This window comes from Rothia sp. HMSC064F07 (assembly GCF_001837265.1).
GTDB classification, from domain to species: Bacteria; Actinomycetota; Actinomycetes; order Actinomycetales; family Micrococcaceae; genus Rothia; species Rothia mucilaginosa.
Genome location: NZ_KV831921.1, coordinates 227,560 through 242,020, shown reverse-complemented (window position 1 = coordinate 242,020; position 14,461 = coordinate 227,560). Strand labels below are relative to the sequence as shown.

General features: G+C 61.4%; 12 protein-coding genes. All 12 read right to left on the bottom strand.

Annotation, left to right across the window (positions count from 1 at the left end; all coding sequences use genetic code 11):
* Nucleotides 1-87: 87 nt before the first annotated feature.
* Nucleotides 88-2,307, bottom strand: a complete 2,220-nt coding sequence (locus HMPREF2712_RS01655) for a polyribonucleotide nucleotidyltransferase (RefSeq protein ID WP_005507901.1) — start codon at nt 2,305-2,307, stop codon at nt 88-90.
* Nucleotides 2,308-2,726: 419 nt separating this feature from the next.
* Nucleotides 2,727-2,996, bottom strand: coding sequence for a 30S ribosomal protein S15 (rpsO, locus tag HMPREF2712_RS01650; RefSeq protein WP_005507098.1), 270 nt, complete (start codon nt 2,994-2,996; stop codon nt 2,727-2,729).
* A gap of 270 nt (nt 2,997-3,266) precedes the next feature.
* Entirely contained in the window at nt 3,267-4,682 is a 1,416-nt protein-coding gene (locus HMPREF2712_RS01645) for an amino acid permease (RefSeq protein ID WP_070819094.1), read from the bottom strand.
* 252 nt (nt 4,683-4,934) lie between these two features.
* Complete coding sequence (locus HMPREF2712_RS01640) at nt 4,935-5,273, bottom strand: hypothetical protein (protein WP_049328014.1); 339 nt, start codon at nt 5,271-5,273, stop codon at nt 4,935-4,937.
* A 233-nt stretch (nt 5,274-5,506) separates the two neighbouring features.
* Nucleotides 5,507-6,400: a 5'-methylthioadenosine/S-adenosylhomocysteine nucleosidase gene (gene mtnN, locus HMPREF2712_RS01635; protein WP_005507095.1), complete on the bottom strand. Its 894-nt coding sequence runs from the start codon at nt 6,398-6,400 to the stop codon at nt 5,507-5,509.
* Nucleotides 6,400-6,858, bottom strand: a complete 459-nt coding sequence (locus HMPREF2712_RS01630; protein WP_005507094.1) for an S-ribosylhomocysteine lyase — start codon at nt 6,856-6,858, stop codon at nt 6,400-6,402. The genes mtnN and HMPREF2712_RS01630 overlap by 1 nt, the downstream gene beginning before the upstream one ends.
* 169 nt (nt 6,859-7,027) lie before the next feature.
* Nucleotides 7,028-8,044: a bifunctional riboflavin kinase/FAD synthetase gene (locus HMPREF2712_RS01625; protein WP_005507093.1), complete on the bottom strand. Its 1,017-nt coding sequence runs from the start codon at nt 8,042-8,044 to the stop codon at nt 7,028-7,030.
* A gap of 262 nt (nt 8,045-8,306) precedes the next feature.
* Nucleotides 8,307-9,044, bottom strand: coding sequence for a DUF4345 family protein (locus tag HMPREF2712_RS01620; RefSeq protein ID WP_070819093.1), 738 nt, complete (start codon nt 9,042-9,044; stop codon nt 8,307-8,309).
* Between the two features lie 221 nt (nt 9,045-9,265).
* Nucleotides 9,266-10,363 (bottom strand): tRNA pseudouridine(55) synthase TruB, encoded by a 1,098-nt coding sequence (gene truB / locus HMPREF2712_RS01615; protein ID WP_070819092.1) that lies wholly within the window; start codon nt 10,361-10,363, stop codon nt 9,266-9,268.
* Nucleotides 10,364-10,804: a 30S ribosome-binding factor RbfA gene (gene rbfA, locus HMPREF2712_RS01610; protein WP_005507090.1), complete on the bottom strand. Its 441-nt coding sequence runs from the start codon at nt 10,802-10,804 to the stop codon at nt 10,364-10,366.
* A 173-nt stretch (nt 10,805-10,977) separates the two neighbouring features.
* Complete coding sequence (gene infB / locus HMPREF2712_RS01605; RefSeq protein WP_070819091.1) at nt 10,978-13,653, bottom strand: translation initiation factor IF-2; 2,676 nt, start codon at nt 13,651-13,653, stop codon at nt 10,978-10,980.
* A gap of 219 nt (nt 13,654-13,872) precedes the next feature.
* Nucleotides 13,873-14,214 carry a YlxR family protein gene (locus tag HMPREF2712_RS01600; protein WP_070629115.1) on the bottom strand — a complete coding sequence of 114 codons (342 nt, stop codon included), beginning with the start codon at nt 14,212-14,214 and terminating at the stop codon, nt 13,873-13,875.
* Between the last annotated feature and the right edge of the window lie 247 nt (nt 14,215-14,461).

Below are 14,461 nucleotides of genomic sequence, written 5' to 3'. Positions count from 1 at the left end.
ACAGCGAAGGGGCGCCCGGCACACCCGGCGGGGAGTGAACCGCACCGGGTGCGCCGAACGCCCCTCATCGCTTAGCGGGGGTTACGACTACTCGTCGTCGCCACCCTCAACGACCGGTGCCAGCGAGAGCTTGCCGCGGTCATCAATTTTGGTGATCTCCACCTGGACCTTCTGGCCCACGGAGACAACGTCCTCAGCGTCAACAACGCGCTTGCCGCCGTTGAGCTTACGCATCTCGGAGATGTGCAGCAGGCCGTCCTTACCGGGGGTCAGGGAGATGAACGCACCGAAGTCGGTCACCTTCACCACGGTACCCAGGTAGCGTTCGCCCACCTCGGGAACCTGCGGGTTAGCGATAGCGTTCACTGCCGCACGGGCAGCCTCGGCGGAGGGACCGTCAGCTGCACCGATGTATACGGTGCCGTCGTCCTCAATGGAGATGTCTGCGCCGGTGTCTTCCTGGATCTGGTTGATCATCTTACCCTTGGGGCCGATGACCTCACCGATCTTGGCAACCGGGATCTTCACGGAAATAATGCGCGGTGCGAACTCGCTCATCTCGTCCGGTGCGTCAATCGCGCTAACGAGCACCTCGAGGATGTGCAGGCGAGCCTCACGTGCCTGGGTCAGTGCGCCAGCGAGCACGGATGCGGGGATACCGTCGAGCTTGGTGTCCAGCTGGATAGCGGTCACGAACTCGGAGGTACCTGCAACCTTGAAGTCCATATCGCCCAGTGCGTCTTCCGCGCCGAGGATGTCAGTCAGGGCTGCGTAGCGGGTCTCGCCGTCAACCTCGTCAGAGACCAGGCCCATTGCGATACCTGCAACGGGTGCGCGCAGCGGCACACCGGCGTTCAGCAGGGACAGGGTCGATGCGCAGACCGAACCCATGGAGGTCGAGCCGTTGGAGCCCAGAGCCTCAGAGACCTGACGGATTGCGTAGGGGAACTCTTCGCGGGAGGGCAGCACCGGGGTGATTGCGCGTTCTGCGAGTGCACCGTGGCCGATTTCGCGGCGCTTGGGCGAACCCACGCGGCCGGTCTCACCGGTGGAGTACGGCGGGAAGTTGTAGTGGTGGATGTAGCGCTTGGACTTGACCGGGTGCAGGGAGTCCAGCTGCTGCTCCATCTTGAGCATGTTCAGGGTGGTGATACCCATGATCTGGGTTTCGCCGCGCTCGAAGAGAGCGGAACCGTGAACGCGGGGCAGGATTTCAACCTCAGCGGTGAGCTGGCGGATGTCGGTCAGGCCGCGGCCGTCGATACGGACCTGCTCGGTGAGGATGCGCTGGCGAACCACGTGCTTGGTCAGGGCAGCAAATGCTACGGAGACCTCGTTGGAGCGCTCTTCGAATTCCTTACCTTCGCCGGTGAGAGCTTCCATGAGCTCTTCCTGCAGCTCGGCTGCTGCTGCTTCGCGTTCCTGCTTGCCAGCGATGGAGTACACCTCTGCCAGGCGGTCTGCTGCGAATGCTTCAACTGCTGCGTCGACGTCTTCGCCGTGGCCGCCGAAGAAGGGCAGTTCCAGGGCGGGCTTGCCTGCGCGAGCCACCAGGTCAGCCTGCGCCTTGCACAGTGCTGCGATGAAGGGCTTAGCTGCTTCCAGGCCCTCTGCGACGATCTCTTCGGTGGGAGCGGTCTGGCCGTCTTCCTTAATGAGCTTCCAGGAGTTGTCGGTTGCTTCTGCCTCAACCATCATGATGGCGACGTCTTCGGTACCGTCAGCCTTGGTGACGATACGACCTGCAACAGCCATGTCGAACACAGCGTTTTCCAACTGGGAGTACTTGGGGAAGCAGACCCACTGGCCGTCAATCAGTGCCATGCGCACGCCACCGATGGGGCCGTTGAACGGCGCACCGGACAGGGAGGTCGATGCGGATGCAGCGTTGATTGCGAAGGTGTTGTAGATTTCGTCCGGCTCGTAGGTCAGGACGGTCACAACGACCTGAACCTCGTTGCGGATGCCCTTGGTGAAGGCGGGGCGCAGCGGGCGGTCAATCAGGCGTGCAGCCAGGATTGCTTCGGTGCTGGGGCGGCCTTCGCGGCGGAAGTACGATGCGGGGATCTTGCCGCCTGCGTACATGCGCTCTTCCACGTCCACGGTCAGCGGGAAGAAGTCGAAGCCCTCACGGGGAGACTTGCCGATTGCGGTTGCGGAGAGCAGGGTGGTCTCGTCATCGATGGTGACGAGGACGGAGCCAGCAGCCTGCTTTGCGAGGCGGCCGGTTTCAAAGCGCACGTGGCGCTTACCGTGAATGCCGTTGTCGATTTCGACTTCAGCAAACTTGATTTCGGGACCTTCCACGGTTCCTTCTTTCTTCTTGGCAGGCCGTACGGCGCACGAGTCGGCCTTCGATAGGAAACCACGGCACCTCTCCCCCGCCTTTTCGTGTACTCGACGTGTGTCGGCACGGTTGTGGGAGTGGTGTTATTCCGTAATTCGCTACCGAGGACCGCGGCGTGTGTGCCGGTACGGCCTTCTGTTCTTTCTTTCAGGTGGGGCGGCATCTTCTACCGATTTCTCGCTGTGAATCTAGCGCTGGATTCTAGCCTTGGAATCTAGTGCTGGATTCTAGCGAGCGGAAGATGCGCCCCTCAACGCGGCAGTACGGACGCGCTGGCGCTACCCGCCTCCGTGATGGAGGGTTGGTAGTGCTGACAGCACGTCCGCACACACCGCCTAAAGGCGATTAATCACCACAAAAGCGTCAAGACGCTCCTGTTTTATCGGCGCAGACCCAGGCGCTCGATCAGCGAACGGTAACGCTCGATGTCGACGCTCTTCAGGTAGCCGAGCATGTTGCGGCGACGACCAACGAGGATCATCAGGCCACGACGGGAGTGGTGATCGTGCTTGTGGAACTTCAGGTGCTCGGTCAGGTCGGCGATACGACGAGACAGAACTGCAATCTGAACCTCGGGCGAACCGGTGTCACCCTCGTGGGTTGCGTATTCCTTGATGATTGCCTGCTTGACAGCGGGATCCAGTGCCACTTTTAACTCCTAGAGTTAGTACCGCATACGTCCCGTACGGACGGTTGCCGCCGGGTGGTGGGCTTACGCCCTGTAATACACGTCGTCTACTGCGGACTGCAGACGCGTTCTTCCCATTCTACGCTACCGGGGCGCTTTCGTGGAAGGGTGAGCAGAAGCCCGGCGACAGGTAGCTCATCACACTACCGGTCGCCGGGCTTCACCGTCGGGTTTCACAGCCGGGTTCTCACACCGGGCTCTACGTTTATTCGGTGTCTGTGCTTCTGCTCCCTACGCTTCTGCTGCTTCAGTGCGAGCGCGCACCACCACGAGGCGGTAGTAGCCCAGCAGGAACAGGCACCAGAGTGCGCCCATCACCAGCGCCAGCTGGGTGTCGGCGAAGCAGCCGAAGAGCACCACGATAAAGATCATGAACGCCAACGCCAGGTAGCTCAGCCACAGGGGCTGGCGTACCGGCTGCGCCTCGGTATCGGCGCCACTGCGCTTGAACGCGATGTGCGCCAGCAGAATCATGACCCACACGAATACGGTCGCGAAGGTTGCCAGGGAGGCGACCACCTCGAACGCGTTCTCGAAGAGCACGTTCACGATCACGCCGACCGCCATAACCAGCACCATGATGAGGGTGGTCATCCAGGGCGCACCGTTCTTCGTAACCCTCGCAAAGGAAGCCGGTGCCAGGTTCTGCTTCGCCAGGCCGTACATCATGCGGCCGGCACCGTACACGTCCGCGTTCAGCGCAGAGATGGCGGCGGTAATGATGACCACGTTCAGAATCGAAGCGGCAGCCGGAATGCCCAGGCCTTCAAAGATCTGCACGAACGGCGAGTTTGCCTTCGTCACCGAGTACCAGGGGTACAGGGACATGATGACCGACAGGGTCAGAATGTAGAAGATGAGGATGCGGAACGGCACCGTGCGAATCGCCTTGGGAATTGAGGTGCGAGGGTCCTTCGCCTCACCGGCGGCAATACCGATGTTCTCGATACCGCCGAACGCAAACATCACCACGGTAAAGCAGGCGAGGAAGCCGGTAAATCCGTTCGCGAAGAATCCGCCTTCAAGCGCCCAGAGGTTCGTGACGGAGGGCGCTACGGAGTCGTGCGCCTGCACACCCACGAAGAGCAGGGCGATACCGCCAACAATCATGGCGACAATGGCGCTGACCTTCACGAGCGTGAACCAGAATTCGGTCTCACCAAACGCCTTGACCTTCGCCAGGTTAATGGCGAGCAGAATCAGCAGAACCGAGACAATCCAGATCCAGGAGGGGCTGTTCGGGAACCAGAACTTCATGTACACGGCAAAGGCGGTGACGTCCGCAATGGCGACCAGCGCCATCTCCAGGGCGTAGGTCCAGCCGGTCACGAAGCCAGCCCAGCGTCCGAGGTAGCGGGTCGCGTATTCGGAGAACGCTCCGGAGACCGGGTGCGCCAGGGCGAGTTCGCCCATTGCGCGCATCACCATGAACACTGCCGCGCCGCCAATAACGTAGGCAAGCAACACGGAGGGGCCCGCCAGCTGAATGGCGGATGCAGAGCCGTAGAACAGGCCGGTGCCGATGGCGGAGCCGAGGGCGATGAACATGATGTGACGCAGGGAGAGTCCACGCGCTAGCTGCGGGCTCTCGGAGGTAGCCTCAGCTACGCCCTGCTGTACCGGGGATGAGTCCGGAGTGGTATTCATCTTCTTCTTTTCCTTTACCTCGTGGGGTGTACCCGCCGGTGGCGGGGAAACTTATCGAGCGGTGCCGCAGCTCAGCAGGTGACTGAGAGCGGTACCGGTTGATTCACTCCCCATCGAGTGATGGGGCGTTGCGCGGAAGATGTTGCCTTCGCGCGTCGCCCCGGCGCATCCCCACCCAACCGGTACGGTGGGAGGGAACGCAAAAGACGGCGGGAAGGCAACGTTGCCTTTCCGCCGTCTTTTCGTCAAAGACTACTTCTGTCGCTTACGTCCAATGACGATAGAGCACAGAGCGGTTGCAGCAGTCACAGTGTAGACTGCAGGCCACGCGCCAAGCTTCTTGGCGAGCGGATGAGCGGCGCCGAACGCGCCGAGGTAGACAGCGGTGAGGAAGGTGGCACGGCCTGCGCCAGCCTTACGCTTCCAATTCTTGTAAGCCACGGCACCGCACAGTGCCAGGATAGCGCCACCGAGCGGGCGGATGCCGGTGCTAGATGCAACCTTGTAGCCACCGAGCAGACCGGTGACGGAGGCGAGAGTCGGGCAGAACTTCACGACGTACTCCTCTGTGAGATCGGACAGTTTCCACATTCATAGTACTCCACGACACACAGAATGTATATTCACCACGGTTAATATTTCTGCGTTTCTTACGGACCGGGTACATCAAAGTGCCTGATCAGAAAAAGACTGGGGTACAAAAACCAGTACAAAAAGACCGGCACAAAAGGACCGGGGCGCAAAGAGCGGGGCGCAAACCCGTCAGGTTCACGCCCCGGCACTTGCCGCATGCGAGCTCACTTCGTGCCGCATGCTCTAGAGCTTTAGAGAGCCAGCTCCAGCGCCTCCAGCTGCGCTTCGGTCCACAGCTCAGCAGCCAGCTGCAGCGCGTAACGAGCCGAACGAGGAGCCACCACATCCACGGAGAGGTGGAAGTCCTGGTCGGCCTCCGGGCCGCACAGATCAGACACGCAACGCACTCCGATAAACGGAATCTCGTAGTTGTGGCAGACCTGTGCAATCGCGGTGGTCTCCATGTCGGTGCTGATGGCGCCCTCGAACGCCTCGCGGGTGTCCTTCACGTTGTGGGCGGTTACGAAGGAGTTACCCGCCAGCATCTGGCCGCGGCGCACCTCCCACGGGCTCTCAGCCTGCTCACGCACCGGCTCCAGTGCGGCAAGCGCATGCTCCAGAGCATCCTGCCACTCATCCGCCTGGCCGTCGTAGCTTTCGGGCATGCCCGGAACCTGGCCGCGCGCGTAACCGAACGCGGTCGCGTCGGCGTCAGTGTAAGTGTAGTTCTCGCCAATCAGCACGTCGCCCACGTTAATGCCGCGAGCCAAACCGCCGGCGGTACCTGCGCTGATGACGCCCAAGCAGTTCGAGGAGTAGCTGATCGCCTCGGTAACGGCACTCGCCGCGTTCACCAGACCAATCTTGGAGCGAACCAGCAGCAGCGGAACCTGGTCCTCACCCACCTGCAGGTAGCGCGGGTGGAATACTGCGGCGCCCTCGGTGAAGGACGGCTGCAGCTCCTCGGTGACCTTCAGGAAGGGTGCAAGCTCCTCATCCATAGCCACCTGAATGATGATGGCGTTGGACATCCCGTCCATCAGCTCAAACATGCTGTTGAACGCCTCAGCCGGGTCGAAAGCGTTCGGGTCAAAGTCCACCGGGTTGAAGGCGGATGCGAAAGCGTCAGGAATCTGTGCGCTCATTACGCCATCACCTGCGCCCACTCATCGCGTGCCGCGAGGAACTCGCGAGCCGCAGCCTGCGCGCCTTCGAGGGTGTGGTTGGCGCCCCAACCGCACTGCACCTCGTTCGCTGCCGGAACCTCGGTCGCGTTGAGGATATCGTTGAGGGTTGCTTCCAAGATGGGGAAGAACTCCTCGGGCTCCAGGCCCAGGGTCAGCGCGTAGAAACCGGTCTGGCAGCCCATCGGGGAGAAGTCAATCAGACGGTCGGTGTGGTTGCGCATGTGCTCGGCGCTCAGGTGCTCGATGGAGTGCACGGTCGGCATTTCCAGGTGCGCGGTGTTCGGCTGGGTGAAGCGGATATCGTACTTGATGAGGGTGTCGCCACCGGGCAGGACCTTGCGGTCTGCGATACGCACGTAGGGTGCTGCTACGGCGCGGTGGTCGAGGTTGAAGGATTCGACGTTCATTTTTTCCATGACTCTATCTTCTCTTAAAACGGGGGCGACTAAAACAGGGGTGCCTTGCTATCGACGCTGGACGTATAGGCAGGCGGGCACGCAAAAGCCCCGGCGGCAGATCCGAAAATCTTACCGCCGGGGATTCAAAGCCGTTAAAGGCAAAAGCTATAAGCGCAGGATGCTGCTCTTAGAAGTGGGGATGCTTCACTTCCGCCTGCACCGGGCACTCCGGCGGGCAGTAGTTCTTCGCGTCCTCAGCCAGCACCTCTCGGGTCTGCACCACGTCATCGTTAATCTGCTCAATCAGCGCCTCAACACCGGTGTACGCCACCATGGGGCGCAGACGCTTCACGAACTCAATCAGCACACGCTGACCGTACAGGTTGAAATCCTCCACGCGCTCTTCCGGGCGGTCAATCACGTGCGCCTCAACCTGGCGGTGCTCAATACCGTCAAAGGTCGGGTTCGTACCCACCGAAATAGCGGAGGGGTGACGGTTACCGGACTCGTCCACGAGCCAGCCGGCGTACACACCGTCGGCGGGAATCAGGCCGCGCGCCTCAAGCTCAAGGTTCGCGGTCGGGAAGCCCAACTCGCGGCCGCGCGCCAGACCGTGCACGACCTCACCAGCCATCATGTGGTGGCGGCCCAGTAGCTCGGTTGCCGCGGGCATATCGCCCTCCAGCAACAGCTGGCGGATGCGGGTCGAGGAGCAGCGGGTATTCTCATCCACCATCAAATCCTCAACGACAACCACCTCAAAGCCGTACTTCTCCCCCAGCTCACGCATGGTGTTCAGGTCGCCGGAGTTGTTCTTACCAAAGCGCACGTCGTCACCGATGACCACGAAACGCGCGTTCAGCGCATCCACGAAGGTGGACTTCACGAACTCCTCGGGGGTCTGTGCAGCGAACTCCAGGTTGTAGTTCAGCAGCAGGTAGTCGTTCAGACCCAGCAGGCACATGAAGTAGCGTCGCGAACCCTGACCCATAATGTCGTGGTGGGCCGCCTCGGGACGGTGCACCTGCATCGGGTGCGGGTCAAAAGAGACCGCGATAGAGCTCAAACCGTGCTCTTCAGCAAGGGAGACCACGCGCGAAATCACGCGGGCATGTCCACGGTGCACGCCGTCAAAATTGCCGATGGTCACGACCGAGGGGCCGTAGCCGGCGGGGACCTCGCTCAAAGCGGTGTAGAGGGTCACGGGCTCTCCTGAAAAAGATAAATGTACCTAACCATCCTAGACCACAGGCGGCAGGATGCAGAATTCAAAACGGGAATCAACAGGGAATGGAACGGCACCCCTCGCAGGCGGTGCCTTCTCCCCTACCTTTGCGGATGCGGCGGGGTATCTGACACGCAACTGTGCAGCCTCCGCACCTGGAAAATCCATGCGCAGCACCCGCCCATAAGAAAGCCCGGGCAGGCACCCCACCGTGCGGCAGGAACCTTCCCGGGCGTTACGACTACTTACGAGCCTGGTTACGAGAAGCCTTCAGCATCTCCTCGCGAATCTTATTGGACTTGTTAATCCAGCCGTACCACACCAGCAGGCACGGAGGAATCACAAGCTCAGTCACCATCAGCACAATCAGCGACCAGTGCGGGGTGCCGAAGAACGCCCACGACAGGATACGACCCACGCCACCCAGGAAAACCACCAGGCAGGAGAACGCAAGCATGTTCACCCACTTGAACTTCACGGCAATGAACACGAAGGACAGGCCCACACCCACATAGGTTGCCGCGAAGAACACATAGTTCGACTGCACCGAGGGGTTCGCAAAGTCCTGAGGCGCATCCGGAATAACGCGGATACCGCCCAGAACCTGCCACACACCGTACGCAATCATGAACAGACCGTACAGCGCCACCGCCGCACGGAACGCCGCACGGTTCTGAGGCTTAGCCGCCTCCTCAATGCTCTTGGGGCGGGCAAACGCCTCGCGGGTTGCCTTCTTCTCAGCCTTCTTATCGGCCTTCTGCGACGCCTTATCGCCGGACGCCGGTGAGGCTACACGAACACCCTCGGGTGCCTTCGCCGCAGAAATGGGCTCAGCACTCTTAGCACCGGCAGTCTTCGCGGTACCGCTCTGAGCAGCAGCCCCGGTTACGGTAGCTTCAGCCTGTGCAGACTCCACGCGGGGCACCGGCGCGGTACGAGGCTCACTCGCCTTCTTAGCAGAGCTCTGGTTCTCGCTCATCTTCTCTCCTTCAGCAGGGCCGGGCGGCACCCGCACGAGTAGTCATGTGTGTTCAGGGGTTGTTTACGTTAGCGTGTTGAATGAATAGGGGGCGCACATTCGGTAGGGCGCATATTCAATAGGCACTGGATCAATCAGGCTTGAGGAATCAGGCTTGAAGGAATCAGGTGTGGGCAGGCGCAAACGCCGAACCCTCTTCGCCCATCATAAGCCCTCAACGCCTAGTTGAAGGAACGATTCGCCTCAAAAACCAGCACCGGGGCGGCCTGCACCTTCCCGCGTTGCTTCTTATTCTCCAGGAGGGCAACCAAGGTACCATCCGGGGCGAAGCCCGCCACAATACCCTCAACGCTGGCATGCTGCACCGCACCGGACTCATCCGCGCTCGCGTGCACGGAACGCTTCACCACGGAACCGTCACCGCTGGGGCTAATACGACGACCGTAAGAAATATCGCTCGCCTCCGCGGCAGAGAGCTCACGCGCACCAAAGATGCGGCGTGCCGCCTCCTCCAGGGGAAGCAGCGGCAAATCCTCCAGCGGTGCATCCGACTCTTCACGGCGCTGCTTCAACTGCGCCAAATCGGCTGCATCCTCAAGCACCACCGCACCCACACGGGTACGGCGAAGAGCCGTCAGGTGGCCACCGGTGCCCAGAATTTTGCCCAGATCACGCGCCAGGGCACGAATATAGGTGCCCGAAGAACACGAAACCGTCACCTTGCAGTCAATCATGGGAACCGAAGTTGCCGCGTATTCGCCCTCGTTCTCGGGGTCATCAATCACGTACTCGGCAAAGCCGGGGTTGATGGAATGTACCGTGAACTTGCTAATCGTCACCGGACGCGCCGCCAACTCAACCTGCTCACCGCTACGCACACGCGCATACGAACGAACACCGTTGATCTTAATAGCGGACACCGCAGAAGGAACCTGCAGAATGCCGCCGCTCAGCTGCGCCACAGCCTCCAGGATGCGCGCACGCATCTGCTCAGCGTCCAGACCGGTCAGCGCCTCAACGGCATCCGGATGCGCGGCGGTGTGCTCACCCTCGGCGTCCTCAGTCAGCGTCTCAATGCCCAGACGAACCGTCGCGTCATAGGTTTTATCCTGACCGACCAAGTAGGTCAGCAGCTTCGTCGCCTTATTGATGCCCAAAATCAGCACGCCGGTCGCGGCGGGATCCAGCGTACCGGCGTGACCGACCCGCCGGGTGCCAGCAATACGACGCATCTGAGAGACCGCGTCGTGGCTGCTCATCCCGGCGGGCTTATCAATGACCATTAGGCCGGACGGGCCCTGAGGTTGCTTCTTCGCCACTTAGGCGTCCTCACCCTCGGCAGGCTCGTCCTTCTTGTAGGGGTCAGCCTCACCAGCGTACTCGGCGCCCTCAGCTGCAGCAGCCAGGGCGGCGTCGCGCTCGCGAGTCTCACGCAGAAGCGCCTCAATGTGGAAGGCGTTCTCGGGAACCTCGTCAGCGACGAAAGTCAGGGTGGGGGTCAGGCGGGCAGTGATGTTCTTACCCACCTCGGCGCGCAGAATGCCCTTAGCGGATTCCAGCGCCTTCTTGGTGTTTGCGGCGTCCTCTTCGGAGCCGAACACGGTGTAGTACAGGGTTGCGTGCTGCAGGTCGTTGGTCACGCGGGCATCGGTAATGGTCACAAAACCGAGGCGGGGATCCTTAACACGACGCTCCAGCGCCTTCGCCACAATTACCTTGATGCGGTCGGCAAGTCGTGCCGCGCGGGCTGCATCAGCCATGTGTTTCTCCTTGAAATCTCGTGGTGCGTCCGTGAACACTCGGGGTGTTGCGGAGGCGTTCCAGGTAATGCGGAAGCGCCCGCCCCGCCAGCATCCGCCCCTCAGGCTCTATTCTCTAGAAGCCTGCGGGTGCGGGAACACTAGCGGGTGACGGGCGCATCAGCGTGTGAGTCTTAGACACGCGGCTTTTCGCGCATCTCCCAAGTCTCGATAATGTCGCCTTCCTTGATGTCGTTGAAGGAGCCGAGGCCAATACCACACTCGAAACCTTCGCGAACCTCGGTAGCGTCGTCCTTGAAACGACGCAGCGACTCGATGGTGAGGTTGTCTGCCACCACAGAACCGTCGCGCACCAGGCGTGCCTTGGCGTTGCGCTTGATGATGCCGTTCTTGACGATCGAACCTGCGATGTTGCCCCACTTGGAGGAGCGGAAGACCTCGCGGATCTCTGCGGAGCCGAGCTCCACTTCCTCGTACTCGGGCTTGAGCATACCCTTGACGGCCTGCTCAATTTCCTCAATCGCACGGTAGATGACCGAGTAGAACTTCATCTCGACGCCTTCGCGGTCGGCAAGTTCTGCAACGCGCTCTGCCGGGCGGACGTTGAAGCCGATGATGACCGCGTTGTCCACGGTAGCCAGGTTCACGTCGTTCTGGGTAATAGCACCCACACCGCGGTGGATGACGCGCAGCTGAACCTCGTCGCCACCGGCGTCGATCTTCATCAGGGACTCTTCCAGCGCTTCCACAGCACCGGAGACGTCACCCTTAATGATCAGGTTCAGGGTGTCCATCTTGCCCTCAGCCACAGCGGCGTCGAAGGACTCGAGGGTCACGCGCTTACGACGCTTAGCCAGCTGAGCGTTACGATCAGCAGCCTCACGCTTCTCAGCGATCTGACGAGCGGTGCGCTCTTCCTCGGTGGAGAGGAAGGTGTCGCCTGCACGAGGAACGGTGGACAGACCCAGCACCTGAACGGGGCGGGACGGGCCAGCTTCCTTCACAGCCTGACCGTTCTCATCGAACATTGCACGAACGCGACCGTGAGCAACACCGGCAACGATAGCGTCACCGACGTGCAGGGTACCGGACTGAACCAGGACGGTGGAAACCGCACCGCGGCCCTTGTCCAGGTTTGCTTCAATAGCAACGCCGCGTGCTTCCTTGTTCGGGTTAGCGGTCAGTTCGAGCACGTCAGCGGTCAGGGTGACAGCCTCAAGCAGCTCGTCGATGTTGGTGCCGTTGCGAGCGGAGACGTCCACGAACATGGTGTCGCCACCGTACTCTTCGGGGATCAGACCGTACTCGGTGAGCTGGCCACGGATCTTCTCCGGGGACGCGCCTTCCTTATCGATCTTGTTCACAGCAACCACGATCGGCACGTTAGCTGCCTGTGCGTGGTTCAGTGCCTCAACGGTCTGGGGCATAACGCCGTCATCAGCTGCGACCACGAGGATTGCCACGTCGGTGACCTTCGCACCACGGGCACGCATAGCGGTGAACGCCTCGTGACCGGGGGTATCGATGAAGGTAATCGCGCGGTCTTCACCCTCAACGGTGGTGTGGACCTGGTATGCACCAATGTGCTGGGTAATGCCGCCGGCCTCACCCTCAATGACGTTGGTGTTACGGATAGCGTCCAGCAGGCGGGTCTTACCGTGGTCAACGTGACCCATGACGGTAACAACCGGGGGACGAACCTCCAGGACGTCCTCGCCCTCAGCTTCTGCTTCGGCTTCGAGGTTGATGTCGAAGGATTCGAGCAGCTCGCGCTCCTCATCCTCCGGGGAAACGATCTTGATGACGTAACCCAGTTCGGCACCCAGCAGCTCGAAGGTCTCCTCGTCCAGGGACTGAGTCTGGGTAGCCATCTCACCCAGGTGGAAGAGAACCGTAATCAGCGATGCCGGGTTTGCACCAATCTTCTCAGCGAAGTCCATGATGGACGCGCCGCGGCGCAGACGAATCTCGGTCGAGCCGTCGCCGCGAGGAACAACCACGCCACCGGGTGCCGGTGCGTTCAGCTGCTCCTGCTCATGGCGGCGAGCTGCCTTGGACTTGCGGCCCTTACGCTTGGAGCCGCCGCGACCGAATGCACCCTGTGCATTACCGCGACCGCCGGGGCCGGGACGACCCGGACCGCGGTTGAAGCCGCCGGAACCGCCGCCGCGACGTGCGCCGCCGCCGTTACCGCCACCGTTGTTGGAACCGGACGCGCCGCCACCAACGTTGGAAACCTTGGGCATCATCGAGGGGTTCGGGCGTGCGCCGCCGCCACCAGCCGGACGGGGTGCACCGGGACGTGCGCCACCTGCCGGGCGAGGACCGCCGTTACCACCGGGACGTGCGCCACCCGCGGGGCGAGGACCACCGTTACCACCGGGACGTGCGCCACCGTTGCCACCGGGACGACCGTTACGTGCCGGACGGGGACCGCCGGAACGCTGGGAGTCGCCGCCGCCACGCTTCATGCCCTGCTGGGATGCGAAGGGGTTGTTACCCGGGCGGGGGCCGCCGGGCTTGGGTGCTGCTGCCGGCTTTGCGGCGGGCTTAGCTGCTGCAGGCTTGGGAGCTGCGCTCTCAGCTGCGGGCTTGGGTGCCGGCTTAGCGGCAGGCTTAGCCGCTGCGGGCTTGGGAGCCGGCTTAGCGGCCGACTCTGCGGGACCTGCCTTTGCGGCAGGCTTAACGGCTGCGGCGGGGAATTCCGCGCGCAGCTTCTTCAGAACCATGGGGTTCAGGGTGGAAGAGGAGCTCTTAACGAACTCGCCCATATCCTTGAGCTTGGCGATAACTTCCTTGGAAGGTACGCCTACTTCTTTAGCAAACTCGTGTACTCGAGGCTGAGCCAAATTTTCTCCATTCCCGGTCCGCACCGGGAATGGTGCGGACACTAATGTTTACGGGGTGCACGCCCGAAGGCGCGCCAATTCGTGAAATTGCCGGTGGGTGAGCACGAAAGGGTACTCATTTCGCGGCACTCATTAGATATCCATCAGTTTTCTGACTCGCTTTCAGATAAGAAGTCGTCAAACTCGTTGACTTACAGAGGGCATATACCCGAAAAGCGTCTACGAGGGGGTCGAGTCCGCAATCACGGCTCGAATCTGCTCGCAGCACGCCTGCAGCTGGGCTGCAGGGACCGCTTTTTTGAAGGCGCGCGCCAGACCGTTCTTTTTCTGCAGAGCGGCTACGCACTTTTCGCTCGGATGGATCCAAGCGCCTCGTCCGGGCATAGTTCCCGCCGTATCGGGCTGATAGGGCGGGGTTTCCGCCTGCTCGGTAGCAGACGTGACGGGTGTGCGGGCGATGCGCAGCAGGTTGCGCTGTTCATCGCGGGCACGGCATCCGATGCAGGTGCGGACCGGTCCTTCAAACGCTTCGGAGGTTGCGGTGAGGTCGTGATTGCTCATGGTCCTCTCCCCTCTCTAGCGTGTGTGCAGAACCGCGTTCGCAGTACATTCGTGATGTTCTATCCGGTGTGTGCGAGGGCGCGTTAAAGCGCCCGGTTACACACCGGCACATCTTAATAGTGTATCCCGTTTTTAAGAATCATGGGCAAAACTGTGACGCAGGCGCAAGAACACCGGGCACGTTGCTGCCCGATATCTTGCGCCTGCATCAAAAGGATATGCCGCGGGATACGCCCCTCACCGGGGC

What these genes read in the sequence shown, in the direction of transcription:
- HMPREF2712_RS01645 (WP_070819094.1), bottom strand. Translation starts at nt 4,682, where the DNA reads ATGAATACCACTCCGGACTCATCCCCGGTACAGCAGGGCGTAGCTGAG.
- HMPREF2712_RS01640 (WP_049328014.1), bottom strand. Translation starts at nt 5,273, where the DNA reads ATGTGGAAACTGTCCGATCTCACAGAGGAGTACGTCGTGAAGTTCTGC.
- mtnN (WP_005507095.1), bottom strand. Translation starts at nt 6,400, where the DNA reads ATGAGCGCACAGATTCCTGACGCTTTCGCATCCGCCTTCAACCCGGTG.
- HMPREF2712_RS01630 (WP_005507094.1), bottom strand. Translation starts at nt 6,858, where the DNA reads ATGGAAAAAATGAACGTCGAATCCTTCAACCTCGACCACCGCGCCGTA.
- HMPREF2712_RS01620 (WP_070819093.1), bottom strand. Translation starts at nt 9,044, where the DNA reads ATGAGCGAGAACCAGAGCTCTGCTAAGAAGGCGAGTGAGCCTCGTACC.
- rbfA (WP_005507090.1), bottom strand. Translation starts at nt 10,804, where the DNA reads ATGGCTGATGCAGCCCGCGCGGCACGACTTGCCGACCGCATCAAGGTA.
- HMPREF2712_RS01600 (WP_070629115.1), bottom strand. Translation starts at nt 14,214, where the DNA reads ATGAGCAATCACGACCTCACCGCAACCTCCGAAGCGTTTGAAGGACCG.